This window comes from Paenibacillus sp. J22P90, from assembly GCF_059692195.1.
This window is the reverse complement of sequence record NZ_JCAUAY010000006.1, coordinates 173,204-191,687: the sequence shown is the minus strand read 5'-3', so window position 1 is coordinate 191,687 and position 18,484 is coordinate 173,204. Positions and strand designations below refer to the sequence as shown.

Annotated in this window: 18 protein-coding genes; 12 read left to right on the top strand and 6 right to left on the bottom strand. The window is 51.0% G+C overall.

What is annotated here, in order from left to right; all coding sequences use genetic code 11:
• Positions 1-32: 32 nt before the first annotated feature.
• The 3 genes from AC58UX_RS21005 to AC58UX_RS20995 are packed head-to-tail and all read left to right on the top strand — an operon-like array spanning position 33 to position 3,556.
• Positions 33-1,616 carry an MDR family MFS transporter gene (locus AC58UX_RS21005; protein ID WP_497256277.1) on the top strand — a complete coding sequence of 528 codons (1,584 nt, stop codon included), beginning with the start codon at positions 33-35 and terminating at the stop codon, positions 1,614-1,616.
• A 51-nt stretch (positions 1,617-1,667) separates the two neighbouring features.
• Entirely contained in the window at positions 1,668-2,342 is a 675-nt protein-coding gene (locus tag AC58UX_RS21000) for a response regulator transcription factor (RefSeq protein WP_497256275.1), read from the top strand.
• A complete protein-coding gene (locus AC58UX_RS20995; protein WP_497256273.1) occupies positions 2,339-3,556 on the top strand; it encodes a HAMP domain-containing sensor histidine kinase in 1,218 nt (405 codons plus the stop codon). The genes AC58UX_RS21000 and AC58UX_RS20995 overlap by 4 nt, the downstream gene beginning before the upstream one ends.
• Positions 3,557-4,339: 783 nt before the next feature.
• Here AC58UX_RS20995 and AC58UX_RS20990 read toward each other — a convergent pair.
• From AC58UX_RS20990 to AC58UX_RS20975, 4 genes are all read right to left on the bottom strand, one after another.
• Positions 4,340-4,711, bottom strand: a complete 372-nt coding sequence (locus AC58UX_RS20990) for a DUF2500 domain-containing protein (protein WP_497256271.1) — start codon at positions 4,709-4,711, stop codon at positions 4,340-4,342.
• A 47-nt stretch (positions 4,712-4,758) separates the two neighbouring features.
• Positions 4,759-5,202: a GNAT family N-acetyltransferase gene (locus AC58UX_RS20985; protein ID WP_497256269.1), complete on the bottom strand. Its 444-nt coding sequence runs from the start codon at positions 5,200-5,202 to the stop codon at positions 4,759-4,761.
• Between the two features lie 255 nt (positions 5,203-5,457).
• A complete protein-coding gene (locus tag AC58UX_RS20980; protein ID WP_497256267.1) occupies positions 5,458-6,129 on the bottom strand; it encodes a DUF1961 family protein in 672 nt (223 codons plus the stop codon).
• Positions 6,130-6,270: 141 nt separating this feature from the next.
• The gene (locus AC58UX_RS20975) at positions 6,271-7,347 is read right to left on the bottom strand and encodes a M42 family metallopeptidase (RefSeq protein ID WP_497256265.1); all 1,077 of its coding nucleotides are present in this window, start codon (positions 7,345-7,347) and stop codon (positions 6,271-6,273) included.
• Between the two features lie 291 nt (positions 7,348-7,638).
• On the opposite strand from AC58UX_RS20975, the gene AC58UX_RS20970 reads away from it, so the two are divergent.
• Positions 7,639-8,364 (top strand): MBL fold metallo-hydrolase, encoded by a 726-nt coding sequence (locus AC58UX_RS20970; protein WP_497256263.1) that lies wholly within the window; start codon positions 7,639-7,641, stop codon positions 8,362-8,364.
• 18 nt (positions 8,365-8,382) lie between these two features.
• A complete protein-coding gene (locus tag AC58UX_RS20965; protein WP_497256261.1) occupies positions 8,383-8,955 on the top strand; it encodes a TetR/AcrR family transcriptional regulator in 573 nt (190 codons plus the stop codon).
• Positions 8,956-9,121: 166 nt separating this feature from the next.
• Here the strand turns inward: AC58UX_RS20965 and AC58UX_RS20960 are convergent, their stop codons facing one another.
• A complete protein-coding gene (locus AC58UX_RS20960; RefSeq protein WP_497256259.1) occupies positions 9,122-9,253 on the bottom strand; it encodes a hypothetical protein in 132 nt (43 codons plus the stop codon).
• Positions 9,254-9,351: 98 nt separating this feature from the next.
• Here AC58UX_RS20960 and AC58UX_RS20955 point away from each other — a divergent pair, with 98 nt between their 5' ends.
• The 4 genes from AC58UX_RS20955 to AC58UX_RS20940 all read left to right on the top strand — a co-directional run bounded on the left by AC58UX_RS20955 (position 9,352) and on the right by AC58UX_RS20940 (position 15,419).
• A complete protein-coding gene (locus tag AC58UX_RS20955; protein WP_497256257.1) occupies positions 9,352-11,352 on the top strand; it encodes a GTP-binding protein in 2,001 nt (666 codons plus the stop codon).
• 170 nt (positions 11,353-11,522) lie between these two features.
• Positions 11,523-12,098, top strand: a complete 576-nt coding sequence (locus AC58UX_RS20950) for a glycerol-3-phosphate responsive antiterminator (protein ID WP_497256597.1) — start codon at positions 11,523-11,525, stop codon at positions 12,096-12,098.
• A gap of 2 nt (positions 12,099-12,100) precedes the next feature.
• Positions 12,101-13,606, top strand: coding sequence for a glycerol kinase GlpK (gene glpK / locus AC58UX_RS20945; RefSeq protein WP_497256255.1), 1,506 nt, complete (start codon positions 12,101-12,103; stop codon positions 13,604-13,606).
• Between the two features lie 136 nt (positions 13,607-13,742).
• Positions 13,743-15,419: a glycerol-3-phosphate dehydrogenase/oxidase gene (locus AC58UX_RS20940; protein ID WP_497256253.1), complete on the top strand. Its 1,677-nt coding sequence runs from the start codon at positions 13,743-13,745 to the stop codon at positions 15,417-15,419.
• A 292-nt stretch (positions 15,420-15,711) separates the two neighbouring features.
• Here the strand turns inward: AC58UX_RS20940 and dgoD are convergent, their stop codons facing one another.
• Positions 15,712-16,860: a galactonate dehydratase gene (dgoD, locus tag AC58UX_RS20935; protein WP_497256251.1), complete on the bottom strand. Its 1,149-nt coding sequence runs from the start codon at positions 16,858-16,860 to the stop codon at positions 15,712-15,714.
• Between the two features lie 202 nt (positions 16,861-17,062).
• On the opposite strand from dgoD, the gene AC58UX_RS20930 reads away from it, so the two are divergent.
• Genes AC58UX_RS20930 through AC58UX_RS20920 form a run of 3 tightly spaced genes read left to right on the top strand, consistent with a single transcriptional unit; the run spans position 17,063 to position 18,460 of the window.
• On the top strand, positions 17,063-17,623 hold the full coding sequence (locus AC58UX_RS20930; RefSeq protein ID WP_497256249.1) for an ornithine carbamoyltransferase: 561 nt from the start codon (positions 17,063-17,065) through the stop codon (positions 17,621-17,623).
• Entirely contained in the window at positions 17,563-17,811 is a 249-nt protein-coding gene (locus tag AC58UX_RS20925; RefSeq protein ID WP_497256247.1) for a hypothetical protein, read from the top strand. Before AC58UX_RS20930 ends, AC58UX_RS20925 begins: the two co-directional genes overlap by 61 nt.
• Before the next feature lie 19 nt (positions 17,812-17,830).
• Entirely contained in the window at positions 17,831-18,460 is a 630-nt protein-coding gene (locus tag AC58UX_RS20920) for a LysE family translocator (protein ID WP_497256245.1), read from the top strand.
• The last annotated feature ends 24 nt before the right edge of the window (positions 18,461-18,484 follow it).

Below are 18,484 nucleotides of genomic sequence, written 5' to 3'. Positions count from 1 at the left end.
AACAATGAAAGCAGCAAAGGAGCGAAAGGAACATGAGCAGTGAGCAAAAAAATGTAAAATGGGTCATCGTTGGACTCATGCTAGGTATGCTGTTGGGTGCGTTGGATCAAACGATCATTTCAACAGCCATGCCGACGGTTATTCGTGATTTAGGCGGCATCGCCATGTACAGCTGGGTGTTCTCTATCTATATGTTGACGTCCACAACGAGCATGCCCATCTTTGGGAAGCTAGCCGACCTATATGGTAGGAAGCGTATTTACCTCACGGGTATCGGGATATTCATCGTGGGGTCTGCGTTATGCGGCTTAGCAACGAATATGACGGAATTAATTATGTACCGAGGTCTGCAAGGGATTGGTGCGGGTGCGCTTATGCCGATTGCGATCACGATCATTGGTGATATTTTGCCTGTTGAAAAAAGAGGTAAAATGCAGGGGATGTTCGGCGGTGTCATGGCCTTGTCCAGTATTATTGGACCTGCGATCGGCGGTTTTATCGTGGAACATTTGAATTGGAGCTGGATTTTCTATGTTAATCTGCCTTTCGGTATCGCGGCGATGGTTCTTATCGCAGTTACCCTGAAGGAAAGCCGGACGCAAGCGAAGCGTGCCATTGATTGGCTGGGTGCCATTACGTTGAGCGTTGCAATCGTATCTGGCTTGCTTGCGCTCGTCTTAGGCGGTGATCCGGAAGCAGCAGGAAGCACACATTACGCTTGGGGCTCTCCACAAATCGTTGGCCTGTTCTCCGTGAGTGCGATTATGCTTGCTTTGTTCCTATGGGTTGAAACGAAAGCCTCAGAACCGATGATTCCCTTACATTTATTTAAAAATAAAGTGATTTCCGTCACAAGTATTATCGCGGTACTCATGAGCGTGGGGATGTTCGGTGCCATTACGTACATTCCATTATTTGTGCAAGGCGTTATCGGTGTGAGCCCCTCGATCGGCGGCTATATTCTAACGCCATTGATGCTGTCCGTCGTGGCTACAGCCATTATTGGCGGACGGATGTCGAGCAAAGTGTCCTACCGTACGTTAGTGATCACGGGCATGTTCCTTATCGGACTAGGTTTTACATTTATGTCGACCATGGACGTGGGAACAAGTAAACTAGTGATTATCCTAGATATGATCGTAGCCGGTTTGGGTATGGGTCTCATCATGCCAACGCTCAACATTGCGGTGCAAGGGGAAGTCGGACCTGCGAGCCGGGGCGTTGCGACTTCGCTCGTTCAGTTCTTCCGCTCCATTGGTGCCACCATCGGGGTCAGCATCATGGGGGTTCTAATGACGAACCGGATGACAGATGGTCTTGGCGGCATGGGTGAGAAATTCAAGCAAATCCCTGCGGAGCAGCTGAAGCAATTTGCTAACCCGCAGCTATTATTGGATCCTGGTGCGAGAGGCAAGCTGCCAGGAGATATTTTAACCGAGCTGCAGCACGTATTTGCCCATTCCCTAAGCGGCGTATTTATTACGGGAAGCATCATCGTATTCACGGGTGTAATCGCGGCGATCTTCCTTGGGAAGGCTAGAATGCTGCCGAATGCGATGAAAAAGCCGACGGATAAAGATCCTGGAATGCCGAAAGATACGCCAATGCAAGCATAGATAAAGCTTTTCTGGTAAACAAATACATCAAGAAGTGAGGATGAATGAACCATGGCACCCATTATGATCGTAGATGATGATCCATATATTCGTGAGCTTGTCCGTGTTTTCATGCTGAACGAGGGCTTTGATGTCGTCGAGGCTGCGGATGGCGCCCAAGCACTCAAAAAGCTGCAAACCGTCCAAGTCGATCTGGTCATCCTAGACGTGATGATGCCAAATATGGACGGGTGGGCGCTGTGCAAGGAGCTTCGTGAGCATTATGATCTGCCGATTCTCATGCTGACGGCCAAAGGAGAAACAGCCCAGAAGGTCAAAGGCTTCGAGCTTGGTGCGGATGACTATCTCACGAAGCCCTTCGAACCCCTTGAGCTGACGATGCGGGTAAGAGCGCTGCTCAAGCGCTACAGAATTGCCTCCGCGCAAAACATTCAGGCCGGCGATTTGAGCATGAATCGCAAAACGTATGAAGTCACCGTAGGCGCAGAGAGCATCACGCTGCCGCTCAAGGAGTTCGAGCTGCTCTACAAGCTTGCGAGCTACGCGGGCAAAACCTTTTCCCGCGATCAGTTGATCGAGCAGATCTGGGGGTTTGACTACGAAGGCAACGAGCGCACCGTCGATGTGCATATCAATCGGCTGCGCGAGCGGTTTCCGGAGGAGCGGCACGCCTTTCGCATTGCGACCATTCGCGGCTTAGGCTATCGCTTGGAGGTGCTGAAGTGAACGGTCAACACCCGAGGAATCATGATCAGTGGGAACAGAGATGGCGGAAGAAGCTGGAGAAGAAAGAAAAGAAAATACGGCTGAAAATGGAACTGAAAAAAGAAATAGAGAAAAGAAAACGATTGCGAAAGGATACTCATAAGAAACAGTCCCTTCTCCAGCGGATAGGCGGCGTCTTCTTTGGCATAGGGATATTTGTCCTTATTATCTTGTATTGGCTAGCGGCCTTCTACGGAACAGAGCATCTCTACACACATCTGGGGAAACGCCCAGCGGAAGTATGGGTGCAGTTGATCAACTGCTTAGGCGGGATGTTCCTCTGGGGGATCACCATGGCGATTCTTGGCCAATTTTTGCGCAAGCACCAATTGATTTTCTTTCAAAGCTTGAATCAAGCGATACGCAGCATGTCGAGAGGGGATTTCAATGTGTCCGTTGACAATAGCCATCAGAATGGCCCTTTCGTAGAGTTGGCGGAATCCATTAATCAAATGGCGACCGATCTCGGGCAGCTGGAGCGAATGAGGCAGGAGTTTATTTCGAACGTCTCCCATGAAATACAGTCCCCTTTAACGTCCATAAGCGGCTTCTCCCGCGCTCTGCAGAATGATCAGCTGTCGCCCGAGGATCGTAAACATTATTTGACTATCATTGAAACGGAAAGTGTACGCTTATCCAAGCTCAGCGAAAATTTGCTAAAGCTGACCTCCTTAGAGTCGCAGCATCATCCTTTTGAACCGAAGAGCTACAGACTGGATAAACAATTGCGCAATCATATTCTCGCTTGTGAGCCGCAGTGGGTTGATAAAGCGATTGAAATGGATATCGAGCTGGATGCGGTAACGATTGACGCGGATGAGGATTTGCTCAGCCAAGTATGGACCAATTTGATCCACAACGCGGTGAAATTTGTTGCTGTTGGTGGTTTGATTCGTGTGAGTGTGGCGAGTAACGGGAAAGAAGCGATTGCACGCATTTCCAATAATGGCGCGAGTATTCCCGAAGAGGATCAGACACATATTTTTGAGCGGTTCTACAAAGCCGATAAATCCAGAAATCGCACAGCAGGCGGCAATGGACTTGGCTTATCTATTGCGAAGAAAATCGTGGAAATGCATCATGGCTCCATCTCGGTGGAGAGCGCGGTTGATGAAATGACCACCTTCATCGTGCGACTGCCGATTGTGCAGCAAACACAGCTCCCGGACAAGTAACGCTGCTTAAACGTAAATAGGAACCCCCGCTTATCCAAGATAACCGGAGGTTCCTATGAGTCGTTTTGCCTATTCAATTGTTCTTCCGTACACTCCATTCCGAGAAATTTCGTTCATCCGGTCCTGAAAGCGATAAGTCATTCTCAAAGTCAAAGTGTCCTTTCTCCGTAGTTAGTCTCCAAACGTAGTCTCCAATAGCCTCTCTTTACGACAAGTCCCTCACTTCAGTTCCTTTCTTAAATGATGACCTGCCTGATCTGATTTCCCGCATGCTAAGTTGAACGAGTGAGACGTTCACTTCCTACACGTGGCTCCTGTCGTTGGAGCGTAAGTGAGTAGCATGCTTCGCTAACGTGGTCCAATGGACTATCCCCTCTCACCGAAGATTTCAGGCTCTGCGTTGTTGCTGCACCGTCTGGTGCGGGTTGTCCTTCCTGTTTGCCTTGGACTTATAATAGCCTATTATTAAAATATTGTAAATATTCAGATTATTTAAAAAACGGCGGAATTTTGTCGATTTTTTGGTGTTATCTTGCCCATGCTTGCAATTTCGCTGTTTTGTGAAAAAGCGCTTTCATTCTAATCCATCGCGGGAGGCCGCCTATTGTACAGGAGGTAGGGGGCCTTGTATTGCCGTGTGCAATCTGCAATGGTCCGAAGGCAATGTCGAGAAATGACGGCTCTCCACGAATTGCCTTCCATTAGGGATTCAGTAAGTTGGATTTTACAGAGAAGTGTCTGTAGTAGAAATCCCTGAAGTACAGGGACCTAATAGCTAAATAGTTAAATGGCTTGTTTGCGTTCGAACTCTTTGAAGCGTGTGCCTTGAAACGTTAATTTGCCCGTGTCCCCCTCTGCCATGTAGCCAAACTGCTGCCGTCCTATCCATAGCTCCAATCTACTCAGATCATCGAACTCGAACGTAACGTAGTAAGAGGCATTTGAGTTCAAATCACCAGAGCTTCCAGAGAACTGTATTCGTTTGGCAACAACCTTACAGGATCGATCTTCAATGGGCGCGTTATTGTTAGATGTCCAGACCGCAAGCGATCGTATGAGGATGAAGAGAAAGATGCCAATGACAAGAATAAAGATGCTGATGAACAGGATCAGAACTAACGAACTTAAAGCTCCTTCATTAAAGCCAGTCAGCACGTGTAAGCACTCCTTCGTAAAATAATAGAGAAGGTGTATCTACTTCGTTAGAGAAATCGTTTAACAAATCGGTAGCCGGATTCATGAAAGCCCATAGGTGAATGGCGGGAGCGGGTAATATCGGTGGATGCCATGTCAGTTAGCCACATCATTCCAGAGCAATTATGATCGTAGGTAAGCTGTTCAGCATAACTTTTCAATTGTTCCATCGGTGCTTGGTTCGTGTCAGGGTCGTTCTGGAACGAAATAACAGATATTTCACTAAAGGTTACATGCTGTGCTTCATGATCTCTGCGAATTCGAAAGCTTAATGTGCCAAGAATACGGTTCTTTTCTTCGTACACATAGAGCAATTCGTCTGGATTATCCCGCATGTTATGCAGCCTGTTTTCAATATGTAAAGGGGAAATAACCTTGCCGGTAAGATGAGTAACAAGTGAGCTGATCGCGGATGTATCCTTGGGTGTTGCTTCACGAATAATTGAGGTCATGGGTCTCCTTCTTTCTAAAACAAGTTATAGGGATAATTGTACCATATATTGGAACATTAGTTCTATATTTATGAAAAAAATGTAAAAATTTTACCACATTAGAAGAATTAGTTTTCGGTTTCTGAAACTGATTTCTGATGGGCGATATATCCGCAATAAAACAAAAAAACTGCTGCCAGGCCATATCAAAGGAGTGGCTAGGCAGCAGCTATTCGTTTATGAACTGTGGTGTGCTATTTCACGAAGTAATGCCAACTATGGCGCATAAATGGCAAGATTGGCATATTCGGCGATTAATGGGGTCATCTGCCGGAAGCCGATGCGCCCCTCTCCAAGTATCGGACCAAATGTCGTGCCAGGATCTTCCCACGTGAAAATGGGGAGATCGTTAATCGCGAATGTCACGCACGCGCCTTGCTTCAGGATAGTAATTCGATATGGACCGCAGGCATCCGCTACGTCGGGAATAGGATCCGCCCCTTGCATCACGAGATGAAAGCCATAGCTTTTCCTTAGATTGCAGGTATGAAAGGCACGCTCTGATGCGTAGCGCCTACGGAAATAAGAGATATGCAGCGCATTCATCTTTCCGTGATGGTATTGATCATATTCGCCTGTTCGCGCAGGGAGTATAGGATCGAACAAGTCGTACCCATCCTTTCCCGCAGCAGCGAAAAACAAGATAGCGAGTCCTGGCTCTCGAATCGGCCAAAACTCCCATGTGATGGCAACGTCAGCAGGGAATGTGTCCGGACACCAATAAACGATGTTCGCCTTATATTCGTCCTCTAGGCTGCGCGTTCCCTCCAGCCTCATCCTGCCCATTGGGAAGGAGACGGCACCATCTCCTTCCATGCGAAAGCCTTCCACATCCTGTGGCGAGGAGAGTGGATTCTCATAGATGCACTTCCATCCTGTAGGAATCATAGCTTTTATGGTAAGCCTCCTTGTATCAATACATAGTTCTACTCCATACCTACACGAATTGTCAGATGACATGAGTCAGTATAGGAAAGCCATCCATTCCGCAATTAGCTGGAACGGACGGCTTTTTGGAGTGGATATGGTTTAGGCTTGTGAATGAATGGTATTCAATGTCGTGCGATCGCTGGCTTGCACCAGCTTGATTAGCAATTCCTTCGCCGCGGCATAATCATCCACGTGAAGAATTGAAGCGGAAGTGTGGATGTAGCGCGCGCATACCCCGATCACAGCGGAAGGAATCCCTGTGCCTTGCACGTGCACCTGCCCAGCATCCGTTCCGCCTTGCGAGATGAAGTACTGATACGGGATCTTATGCGTCTCCGCCGTATCCAGAATGAACTCGACCATCCCACGGTGGGTAATCATCGTGGGATCAAAGATCCGCAGCAGCGCTCCGCGCCCCAGCTGTCCAAAAGCTTGGCGGTCGCCGGTCATATCGGCCGCCGCACTTGCATCGAGCGCGTAGAACAGGTCCGGCTGAATCATATTCGCAGCCGTCCTGCCACCGCGCACGCCAACCTCTTCCTGTACGGTGGCACCGGCGTACAGGACGTTCGGGAGCTTCGGCCCGCCGTGAAGCTCCTTCAAGAGCTCAATCGCGAGGCCGACGCCGTAGCGATTGTCCCAAGCCTTGGCCATAATCCGCTTCGGATTGGCCATTGGTGTGAACGGGCAGATCGGCACGATCTGCTGCCCAAGCTTGATGCCGATGGCGATGGCATCGGCTTTATCTTCCGCGCCGATGTCAATGTACATCGTCTTGATGTCTGCGGGCTTGCTGCGCGCAGCCTCGTCCAGCAAGTGCACGGGAACGGAGCCGATCACACCGATGATCGGTCCGTTCGCCGTCATGATCTGCACGCGCTGCGCGGGCAGCACTTGACTAAACCAGCCGCCGAGCGGCTGGAACTTGACTGTGCCGTGCTCGGTGATGCCGGTCACGAGGAAGCCGACCTCGTCGAAGTGGCCAGCGACCATGATGCGCGGTCCTGTTTCATCGCCGCGCACTACCCCGAAGAGACTGCCGAGGCCGTCCTGCACGAACTCATCGGTATATTTGGCTAACTCGCCGCGCACAAAGGCGCGGATTTCTCGCTCGAAGCCGGGTGCGGCTTGCATTTCGGTTAATGTTTTAAAAAGCGCTAATGTTTCACTATTCATAAGGTAACCTCACTCTTTGGTAGGGATGGTAGGACAAATATGAGAACTATTTTACCACATAAGGAAGATTAAGTTTTCGATATACGAAAAATGCACTTATTGGCGATAAAACCTACATCTAAACGCGGTCGCTCATCCATGAATGGCTTCGATAAGGGTTTTCTCACCACAGTCTAATTAAGAACACTCAGACATTTGCTCAAATTCCCATGCCCAGGAAAATTACCTCTTCACAAAACTAATGTCATTAGTTATAATACTAATATAAGTAGTTAACAGGAGACGTTGAAAATGAAAATAACGCGAAACGGACATTTATACCAACTGGCGTTTATGCCAAGATTTTTCCCAGTGAATTGCTACTTGGTGGAAGAAGAATCCGAACTAACCTTGATTGATGCAGCTTTGCCATTCAGTGTGAAAGGCATCCTCCAGGCAGCGGAGCAGCTCGGGAAGCCGATTACACGCATCGTTCTCACGCATGCTCATGGGGATCATATTGGTGCCCTCGACGGTTTGAAAAAAGTGCTGCCACAAGCACAGGTTTACATCTCCCGGAGAGATGCGAAGCTGCTGGCAGGCAATGTGGAGCTGGAGGCAGGCGAGCCTCAAACGCCTATTAAGGGCGGCGTCCCTAAAGGAATTCAGACAAAGCCCGATGTGCTGTTGGAGGATGGCGATCGGATTGGATCGCTGCAAGCTTTTGCTGCTCCAGGTCATACACCGGGATCCATGGCTTTCCTCGATGTGCGGACGAAGGCGTTGATCGCTGGGGATGCTTTTCAAGTACGTGGCGGTGTAGCTGTGTCGGGTGTGATCAAATTCTGGTTCCCGTTCCCGGCGATGGCTACGTGGAGTAAAGCAGCTTCATTGGAGAGTACACGCAGATTGAGACAGTTGGAGCCTAGTTTACTGGCAGTGGGGCATGGACGAATGATTGAGCAGCCAGCTGCCATCATAGATGCTGCGCTTGAAGAAGCATCGGTAAAATTCCAAGGCACATCAGCGACCATTTAGAAAAGAGGGACACACATCATGGCTATTCGACAAGGTTTAGATGCAGAAATCGTGCTGCAGGCGGCGATTGAAATTGCCGATCAACAAGGAATCGAGCAGCTTTCGCTTGCTGTGTTGGCCGCCAAACTCAACATCAAAACACCTTCCCTGTACAACCATATCAAAGGTTTGCCTGATCTGCGGAAGCAGCTTTCCAAGCGTGGGCTTATTCTCGTAAAAGAAGCGATGATCGAGGCTGTCATAGGTAAATCCGAGGATGATGCGCTGTTGGCTGCGGGCGTGGCTTATGTGGATTTTGCTCGGAAGCAGCCAGGTCTGTACGAGGCGATCTCGGCGCTCCCTGATTACGAGGATCCTGAGCTTAAAGAGGTCGGCGCTGGGGTTGTGAGCTTCCTGCTCCGCATTCTTGCACCCTATGGGCTAAGCGAAGAAGACGCGCTTCATGTGGTTCGGGGGTTTCGGAGTATGGTGCATGGCTTCGCCTCGCTCGAGCATCGGAATGGCTTCCGAATGGAGCTAGATCGGGATGAGAGCTTGCGTCGGTTGTTGCAGACGTATTTGCGTGGGCTGCGGGCAGATGCTAAGGCATGATAGAGATACTGTAGAGTGTGAACTTGAATGTGAGCGTGAGTGGCCTAATGCGGCTGCTTGCGCTAATTGTTGTTGAGTTAGGAAACTGGGCAAGATTCAAGAGAGCCAACACATAATAAGGTGATACCATAACGCTAACTTTTCGTTCTGAGCCCAACGCAGAAGACTAGTTAGGCGTTAACGTGAGTTCACCTATGAGCTCGATCAGACGAGCTAATTTTGGATCAGCTTGTGATAAGGCGATGATGGCAGGGTCCCCTCTGTCGAGTCTTATGGCGGTGGGTTCAGGTGGATGCAAAGGAGTTCCTCCTCAATGGAATTTGGTGAACTTATCCAAATCGGCACTCTTTTAGTATAATAGATGAAAGAATGAAAGCCAAAGGGGCCGGGTCTTAAATGACAGATGAGAAACGCATAGTGTCGAGAAGAAATGTGGGCATTTTCGCGCATGTCGACGCAGGCAAAACGACAACAACTGAGCACTTGCTGTACATAAGTGGACGTATTCGCGCGTTAGGCAGTGTGGATAGCGGAACTACGCAGACGGATTCCCTAGAGGTGGAGCGTGAGCGGGGGATTTCGGTTCGCAGTGCAGCGACTAGCTTAGTCTGGCAAAATACATGGATCAATCTGGTAGATACGCCGGGACACGTCGATTTTCTATCGGAAGTGGAACGCTCGCTGCGCGTAATGGATGGGGCGATTTTGATTATTTCCGCTGTGGAGGGCGTGCAGTCGCAGACGGAGATGATCTGGCATGCGTTGCAATCGCTGAAAATCCCAACGCTGCTTTATATGAATAAATTAGACCGCGTCGGGGCGGACCCCGAACGGGTGCTGCAAGAGATTCATAAGCAGCTCACGGGAATGGCGGTGCCGATCTATGCGCCGCTCGGTATTGAAGACACGTTCCGCGGGGCGCGGAACGTATTGGACGACGCGCCGCCCGCAGACGGCGCGCCACAAGGATTCGACCTCGCGTCCGCGGTCGAAAAGCTTTCCGAGCTCGATGAGCCGATGCTCACGAGCTACATCGAAGGTGCGCCCATCGCGGCGCACGACGTCAAAGCCACCCTGCAGCGATACGCGCGGCAGGGTGAGGCTTTTCCTTTGCTGGTCGGAGCCTCCAGCAAAGGGCTTGGCACCCGAGAATTGCTTGCAGCAATTCTCGATTATTTGCCTGAGCCGCGCGGCGATGCCGAGCAGCCGCTATCGGCTGTGGTGTTCAAGGTCGAGCGCGACAAGACCATGGGGCGGATGGCATACGTCCGCCTCTACGAGGGGACGCTTCGCAACCGGGACACCGTCGTCAATGCCACGCAGGGCGTGGAGGAGAAGGTGACCCAGATTCGCCGCATCGACGGGCGCAAAGCCGAAGATCTCGGCATTGTTGCGGCGGGCGACATCGCGGCCGTCTGCGGCTTGACGCAGGTGCGGATCGGCGATGTGCTCGGCCTGCCAGACAGTGTGCCGCCTGCGCCGCGCATGGCGGTGCCGCTGCTCACCGTGCAGGTGCACGCCGAGAGCGATGCGCAGTACCCTGCGCTTGTCGCCGCCCTGCAGGAGCTCACGGACGAAGATCCGCTGCTCGATCTGCAGTGGCTGCAGGAGGAACGCGAGCTGCACGTCAAGGTCATGGGCGCGATCCAGCTCGAGATTCTGACGAGTCTCTTGAGCTCGCGATTCGGCCTCGCGGTACGGTTCGACCAACCTTCCGTGATCTACAAAGAAACGCCTTCCCAAGCCGGCGAAGGCTTCATTGCCTATACGATGCCCAAGCCGTGCTGGGCCATCTTACGGTTTCACATCGAGCCGGGTGCGCCGGGCAGCGGGCTCGTGTATGAGTCCCAGGTACGCGGCGAGCAGCTGCTCGTGCAGTACCAAAATGAAGTGGCGCGCCGCGTGCCGGAGGCGCTCCAGCAGGGGCTGCTCGGTTGGGAAGTCACCGATGTGAAGGTGACGCTCGTGGAGGGTGAACACCATGTGTGGCACACCCATCCGCTCGATTTTGCCGTCGCTACGCCGATGGGTATCATGCAAGGTCTCGCACAGACGGGCACGACGCTGCTAGAACCGATGCTGCATGTGCGCATCACGGTGCCAGAGGAGTTCGGCGGCAAGGTGCTGAGCGATCTCGTGCAGATGCGGGCGACCTTTGACGCGCCTAGCATCGCGGGAGGCCGTTTCGTCTTAGAAGGGCGGCTTCCTGTCGCGACGTCGCTTGAATATCCCGTAAAACTAAGCGCGATGTCAGGCGGGCGCGGCGTGATTACTTCCTCTTTTGCAGGGTATCAACCGAGCCCTCCTGATGTTCATGCAGAGCGGAAGCGGCGCGGTGTGAATCCGCTGGATCAATCGAAGTATATTTTAGCTGTACGGAAGGCCCTATCCAATTAAGCTCTGCAGGTGTACCCACCTGCCATTGACACGGCATCCTATCTTTCAGTAAAATACAAGTAAGTTAATAACATGTGACGGAGAACAGGAGACTCACTTGGATTGCCCTTTGAATAAGAGAAGGCAAATCTTTGTGAGTCTTTTTGTTTCAGAAAACAGGGGTGAAGCGCATGTCGCTGCAGGATCAGTGTATTTTACCAGCCATCCGTAAGATGAAGGATTTAGAGAAGCTGATGAAATCGTCGTACACGTATATCGTGCTATTGGACAGTCATATTGGCCAGCTAAAAAGCATTGTAGACCTGGGCCGATCTCATGGGAAGAAGCTGCTGTTGCACGCGGATTTGATTGAGGGGTTGAAAAACGACGAGTTTGCCGCGGAGTTTCTGTGCCAAAGCATTCGCCCTGCGGGGATCATTTCCACGCGTGGCAATGTAATTACGAAGACGAGACAGAACGGCTTGATCGCGATTCAACGGCTTTTTCTGCTGGATAGCTCGGCGCTGGACAAAAGCTACACCCTGCTCGAACGCACGCAACCCGATTACATTGAGGTCATGCCGGGAGTCATTCCGCACATTATCAAAGAAGTGAAAGAGCGCTCGGGTATTCCTATTTTTGCAGGTGGACTGATCCGTTCAGTTGATGATGTGGAGCAGGCGCTTGCGGCAGGTGCGACGGCGGTAACGACTTCGAACCATGAGCTGTGGCAGCATTACGATGGCGTGACAAGGAGGCATAATTAATCATGACAACGGGATCCAAGCCCTCATATATCCTTTCCCTCGATCAGGGGACAACGAGTTCTAGAGCGATTTTATTTGATCAAAAAGGGAGTATTGTGCATACCGCGCAGCAGGAATTTAAGCAGTTTTTTCCGAATCCAGGCTGGGTGGAGCATGATGCGAACGAAATTTGGCTGTCGATTCAAAGTGTAATCGCGACGCTTCTATCCGAATCTGGGGTGCAGCCCGCGGAGATTGCAGGCATCGGCATCACGAACCAGCGGGAGACGGCGGTTGTGTGGGATAAGCATACGGGAATGCCCGTCTACCATGCGATTGTATGGCAGTCGCGTCAGACCGCAGACATCTGCGAAGAACTGAAAGCTGCGGGCCTTAGCGACCTGTTTTGGGAGCGGACCGGGCTGCTGATTGATGCGTATTTTTCAGCGACCAAAATCAAATGGATCCTCGATCACGTCGATGGCGCTAGAGCGCGGGCGGAGCGTGGTGATTTGCTTTTTGGCACGATGGACACGTGGATCATCTGGAAGCTGACAGGCGGCAAGGTGCATGTTACGGATTACTCGAACGCTTCGCGGACGCTCATTTACAACATTCACGAGCTGAAATGGGACGAGGAGCTGATGGGGCATCTGGACATTCCTGCAGCGATGCTGCCGGAGGTTCGTTCTTCGTCCGAGGTGTACGGACATACGCAGGAAAGCCTATTCTTTGGTGCGGCGATTCCAATCGCTGGCGCGGCAGGAGATCAACAGGCCGCATTGTTCGGGCAAGCTTGTTTTGATAAAGGAATGGCCAAAAATACCTATGGTACCGGCTGCTTCATGCTGATGAACACGGGTAATCATGCGATTCCGTCGCGCAGCGGCCTTTTGACTACAATCGCATGGGGATTGAACGGCAAGGTTGAGTATGCGCTGGAGGGCAGCATTTTCGTGGCAGGATCGGCGATCCAGTGGCTGCGTGATGGACTGCGGATGATCAAATCAGCGAAGGATTCAGAAGAGTACGCCAAGCGAGTTGTTTCAACCGAGGGTGTGTACGTCGTTCCGGCCTTTGTAGGGCTGGGGACGCCTTATTGGGACAGCGATGTGCGCGGCGCGGTTTTTGGGCTGACACGGGGGACGTCGAAGGAGCATTTTATTCGGGCAACGTTGGAATCTCTCGCTTATCAGACGAAAGACGTGTTGAAAGCGATGGAAGAGGATTCCGGTATTGAGCTTACAAAGCTGCGTGTTGACGGCGGTGTCGTGAAAAACGACTTCCTCATGCAGTTCCAAAGCGACATGCTGGGTGTCACAGTTGAACGTCCGGTGATTAATGAGACGACGGCGTTAGGGGCGGCCTATTTGGCTGGTCTTGCGGTCGGCTTCTGGCAGGATCAGGCGGAAATTGCCGCGCAGTGGCAGGTGGATCGGGCATTTGAGCAGGAAATGGAAGCGGAGCTTCAAGAGAAGTTATACAACGGGTGGAAAAAGGCAGTAAATGCCGCAATTGCTTTTAAATAAAGATATATCGTGTTATACTATACCTAACAAGTTCATATTCGGTTGGAGATTGGGAGAAACCACAGCGGACCTTCACGTGAAAACGTGATAGGTTGTTGTGGTTTCTTCTTTTTTTCATACAAGGGGAGAGATTAGGATGACAACATTTAGCGGATTACAAAGAAAAGAAACACTTGAGACGATGGCACAGCAACAGTTCGATGTGATCGTAATCGGCGGTGGGATTACAGGCGCGGGTATTGCACTGGATGCGCAGAGTCGCGGGCTTCGTACGGCGTTGATTGAGATGCAGGATTTTGCATCGGGCACGTCGAGTCGTTCGACCAAATTGGTGCATGGCGGATTGCGTTATTTGAAGCAGCTAGATGTGAAGGTTGTCGCAGAGGTAGGGAAAGAACGGGCGATTGTATATGAAAATGGACCTCATGTGACGACGCCGGAGTGGATGCTGTTGCCTTTCTATAAAGGCGGTACGTTCGGCAAGCTTTCTACGTCGCTCGGTCTACGCGTTTACGATTTCTTGGCGGGGGTTAAGCGTTCGGAACGACGCAAAATGTTCAGCCCTGACGTGACTTTACAGCACGAGCCTTTATTGAAGAAGAAGGATCTTAGAGGCGGCGGCTATTATGTGGAATACCGTACGGACGATGCGCGGTTAACGATTGAGGTTATGAAAAAAGCAGTGGAGCTCGGCGCGATGGCGGTGAATTATGCCAAGGTTGAGGAATTGATCGTGAAGGATGGTACGCTCGTTGGTGTGAAGGTTGTGGATCAGCTCGTAAAAGATCAAAACGCGTCCTACACGGTGTATGCGAGTAAAATCGTCAATGCGGCGGGGCCGTGGGTGGACACTCTTCGCGAAATGGACCGTTCGAAGCAGGGCAAAACGTTGCATTTGACCAAAGGGGTTCATTTGGTTTTTGATCAGAGCCGTTTCCCGCTGGGGCAGGCGATTTACTTCGATACGCCGGACGGGCGGATGGTGTTTGCGATTCCGCGCGATGGCAAAACGTATGTCGGCACGACCGACACGAACTACAAAGGGGATATTGCCAATCCCCGTATTACATTAGCGGATCGCGCTTATGTGCTGCGTGCCGCGAACGAGATGTTTCCGTCCCTCGGGTTGACGGAGGCCGACGTCGAATCGAGCTGGACCGGGCTGCGCCCGCTGATCCATCAAGAGGGCAAAGACCCTTCCGAGATTTCGCGCCGCGACGAAATCTTCGTTTCTGCTTCCGGCCTCATTTCGATGGCCGGGGGCAAGCTGACCGGCTACCGCAAAATGGCGGAGTCGGTCGTGAACCAGATCGCCGCCATGCTGGTGACGGAGGGCAAGGTCTCGGCGGCCTTGCCGCCGAGCCGCACGAAGACGCTGCCGATCTCCGGCGGCGATGTGGGCGGCTCCGCGCAGCTGGCGCCGTTCTTGCGCAGCAAGGTCAGCCAGGGCCTGCGGCTGGGGCTGACCGAGCCAGAGACGCTGCTGCTCGCGCAGCGATACGGGTCCAACGTGGACACCGTGTTCGCGCTGATTGCGCAGCATAAGGGTGAGGCGGAGCGGCGGGGCATGCCTGCCGCGGTGCTCGCTGCGCTCGTGTACGCGATTGAGCGCGAGAGTGTCGTGAAGCCGGCGGATTTCTTTATCCGCCGCACGGGCGCCCTCTTCTTCGACATCGCGTGGGCAAGACAGTGGAAGGCGCCGGCGACGGCCTTCCTCGCGGAGCGCTTCGGCTGGAGCGAAGCGCAGACAGCGGCTTACAGCGCCGAGCTGGAGCAGCTGCTCCACGAGGCGGTGCATCCGCTGGAGGCTTAAGATATGTTTTTAGCGGAGTGGCTGCTGGAATAACAGGATTTTCTGTAGCTAATTTAGCTGAAATAGCCCTTTTTGGGAAAATAACTGGATTTCCTCCAGCTAAAAACTAGCTATTTACTGTAAAATGAGTATTTTCTATTGAAATAGCTGGAGTTTTTCCAGTTAGTCTGTAATTAGACAGAATTACGGACGAAATAACTGGAGGTTTTCCATTAATTTAGTTGATTGGTTTGAGCAGTTGTTTGAACAGAAATAAGACCGCACCCCCTAAAGGATGCGGTCTTATTTAATTCTACCACTCCGCCACCGTACCATCCTCTTGACGCCAAATCGGATTCTTCCAATTGTGCCCGATGGCCGCCATTTCGCGGACCTTTTCTTCGTTAATTTCGATCCCTAGACCGGGACCGGTCAAATTCTTTACGAAGCCAGCTTCATATTGGAATACGGTTGGATCTTTTAAATAATCCAGCAGGTCGCTGCCTTTATTATAGTGAATGCCCAAGCTTTGCTCTTGAATGAACGCGTTAGGCGAGCAGGTATCCAGTTGCAGACAGGAGGCTAATGCAATGGGACCAAGCGGGCAATGCGGGGCGATAGCAATGTCATACGCTTCGGCCATTGCCGCGATTTTGCGGGTTTCTAGTATCCCACCGGCATGCGAAAGATCAGGTTGAATGATGTCCACGATGCCTTGGGCCAGTAGCTCTTTAAAGCCCCAACGCGTATACATGCGCTCTCCCGTGGCGATCGGGCAGGATGTATAGCGAGCGATTTCCTTCAATGCCTCATTGTTTTCAGGCAAGACAGGCTCTTCTATGAACATCGGACGATAGGGCTCGAGCTCTTTCACGATGATTTTGGCCATCGATTTATGTACACGGCCGTGGAAGTCGATGCCGATGCCGATATCTTTGCCAACCGCTTCGCGAACGGCCGCAATGCGGGCGATGGCTTCATCCACTTTGCTTATCGAATCAATGTAGTGCAATTCTTCTGTAGCGTTCATTTTCACCGCAGTAAAACCAGCCTGCACCTGCATCTTAGCAGATGCGCCTACATCACTTGGCCGGTCTCCGCCAATCCAAGAATAGACACGTGTGCGGTCGCGGCAGGCTCCGCCTAATAAATCATAGACTGGGGCATTGTAGAATTTGCCCTTAATGTCCCAGAGTGCTTGCTCGATGCCGGAAATCGCGCTGGTGAGAATAGGTCCTCCACGATAAAATCCGCCGCGGTACAGCACCTGAAACATATCCTCGATCCGCATCGGATCCTTCCCGATGATATGATCGCTCATCTCCATGACAGCGGCAGCAACCGTATCTGCTTTCCCTTCTACGATAGGTTCTCCCCATCCAGTGATGCCTTCATCCGTATCGATTTTCAAAAATAACCATCTTGGCGGTACTTTAAACAGTTCTAATTTCGTAATTTTCACGGAAATACGTCCTCTCCCTGTTGCCCTAATGTTTGATAGTTCACATGTTTGAATTTCGTGAAGCGCCGGCAAAGTCCTGCTTATAAATCACCGCGATCAAAACGTTCTCTGGTTAATGGATACTATTGACAGGTAACTCTCTTACACCTACAATGTATAAAAATACAAATAGGTGAATAAAAATACGGAAGTGGTGACGAAGTTGCAACACATTCTGTCTTTGCAAGAACTCGATAAGGAGACTTTGCTCTCCATACTTCTTAAAGGAATTGAGATCAAAAACAATCCTGAAGCTTACTATCATCACTGCGAGCGCAAAGGGTTGCTTATGTTTTTTCAAAAATCATCGACCCGAACGGCACTTTCCTTTCACTCAGGTATTCATCAAATGGGCGGATACGCAGTGAATATGGATTGGAATGCCAGCAACTTTAGCATTTCTCCCATTCAGTACGAAGCGCGCTATGCTTCAAGGAACTGCGATGTGATTATGGCTAGACTCAAAAACCATGTCGATTTACTTGAACTAGCAAATTATTCTAGGGTACCTGTGATTAATGGCTGTTGTGAGAAGTATCACCCGTGCCAAGCGCTCGCTGATCTGATGACAATTTATGAAATCAAAGGAACGTTTGAAGGTGTAACCGTCGCATATGTCGGCATCCATAATAACATTTTATTTACACGGATATATGGGTTGATATGGAATTGTTCTCTGATGCGGAGTACCAAAAAGAGAAGACGAGACGTATCGACATTATGATGCCTTTTCAAATTAATAGACGGAGCCTCGGGAAGTATTCACCCTATATTATGCATGATATGCCGATTCATCCAGGCTTTGAAATCGCCGAAGATGTGATTGAATCGGAGAATGCGGTCATATATCAGCAAGCAGAAAATCGGATGCATGTGCAGAAGAGTTTGCTTCTATACCTACTAAACCAATAACGAAGGGGATCACGACGACATGACATTCACGACGCTGCTAGCCTTCGCTTTAGTCTCCCTAGGCATGGTGTGCACGCCTGGTCCTAATATGATCTATTTAATCTCACGTTCGGTCACGCAGGGGAGGATGGCCGGCTTCATCTCCTTGCTGGGCATCATGCTAGCCTTTCTCGTCTATATCGTGACCACGATGCTAGGGCTTTCGGCGCTGTTCTTAGCGGCTCCCTGTGTTTTCGATGCAATAAAAATAGCAGGTGCTGCCTACTTGCTGTGGCTGGCTTGGCAGGCTGTAAAGCCTGGTGGTAATTCGGTGCTAACCGCTCGGGAGCTGCCCGTGGACCCGCCAAAGAAGCTATTTTTGATGGGTTTCATGACCAATCTGCTAAATCCGAAAGCTGCGGTCCTATATGTATCGCTACTACCTCAGTTCGAGGACCCTGCAAGGGGCTCCTTACTGCTGCAAAGCGCAACACTCGGACTTACACAAATCACGATGAGCTTTACGGTGAATCTCTTCATCGTGTTAACGGCCAGTTACATCGCATCATGGTTCGGCACTCGTCCGAAATGGCTGCAAATCCAGCGGTGGCTGACGGGAAGTGTTTTGGCCGGATTGGCTGTGCGTCTCGCTTTCGAGCGGAGACAATGAAATCCATTGAGACCCTTAACAGAT

Bases quoted from the DNA above. Each gene is read 5' to 3' on its own strand.
- AC58UX_RS21000 (WP_497256275.1), top strand. From the start codon at position 1,668: ATGGCACCCATTATGATCGTAGATGATGATCCATATATTCGTGAGCTT.
- AC58UX_RS20925 (WP_497256247.1), top strand. From the start codon at position 17,563: ATGGAATTGTTCTCTGATGCGGAGTACCAAAAAGAGAAGACGAGACGT.
- AC58UX_RS20985 (WP_497256269.1), bottom strand. From the start codon at position 5,202: ATGACCTCAATTATTCGTGAAGCAACACCCAAGGATACATCCGCGATC.
- AC58UX_RS20975 (WP_497256265.1), bottom strand. From the start codon at position 7,347: ATGAATAGTGAAACATTAGCGCTTTTTAAAACATTAACCGAAATGCAA.
- AC58UX_RS20980 (WP_497256267.1), bottom strand. From the start codon at position 6,129: ATGATTCCTACAGGATGGAAGTGCATCTATGAGAATCCACTCTCCTCG.
- AC58UX_RS20955 (WP_497256257.1), top strand. From the start codon at position 9,352: ATGACAGATGAGAAACGCATAGTGTCGAGAAGAAATGTGGGCATTTTC.
- AC58UX_RS21005 (WP_497256277.1), top strand. From the start codon at position 33: ATGAGCAGTGAGCAAAAAAATGTAAAATGGGTCATCGTTGGACTCATG.
- AC58UX_RS20965 (WP_497256261.1), top strand. From the start codon at position 8,383: ATGGCTATTCGACAAGGTTTAGATGCAGAAATCGTGCTGCAGGCGGCG.
- AC58UX_RS20940 (WP_497256253.1), top strand. From the start codon at position 13,743: ATGACAACATTTAGCGGATTACAAAGAAAAGAAACACTTGAGACGATG.
- AC58UX_RS20970 (WP_497256263.1), top strand. From the start codon at position 7,639: ATGAAAATAACGCGAAACGGACATTTATACCAACTGGCGTTTATGCCA.
- AC58UX_RS20950 (WP_497256597.1), top strand. From the start codon at position 11,523: ATGTCGCTGCAGGATCAGTGTATTTTACCAGCCATCCGTAAGATGAAG.
- AC58UX_RS20920 (WP_497256245.1), top strand. From the start codon at position 17,831: ATGACATTCACGACGCTGCTAGCCTTCGCTTTAGTCTCCCTAGGCATG.
- glpK (WP_497256255.1), top strand. From the start codon at position 12,101: ATGACAACGGGATCCAAGCCCTCATATATCCTTTCCCTCGATCAGGGG.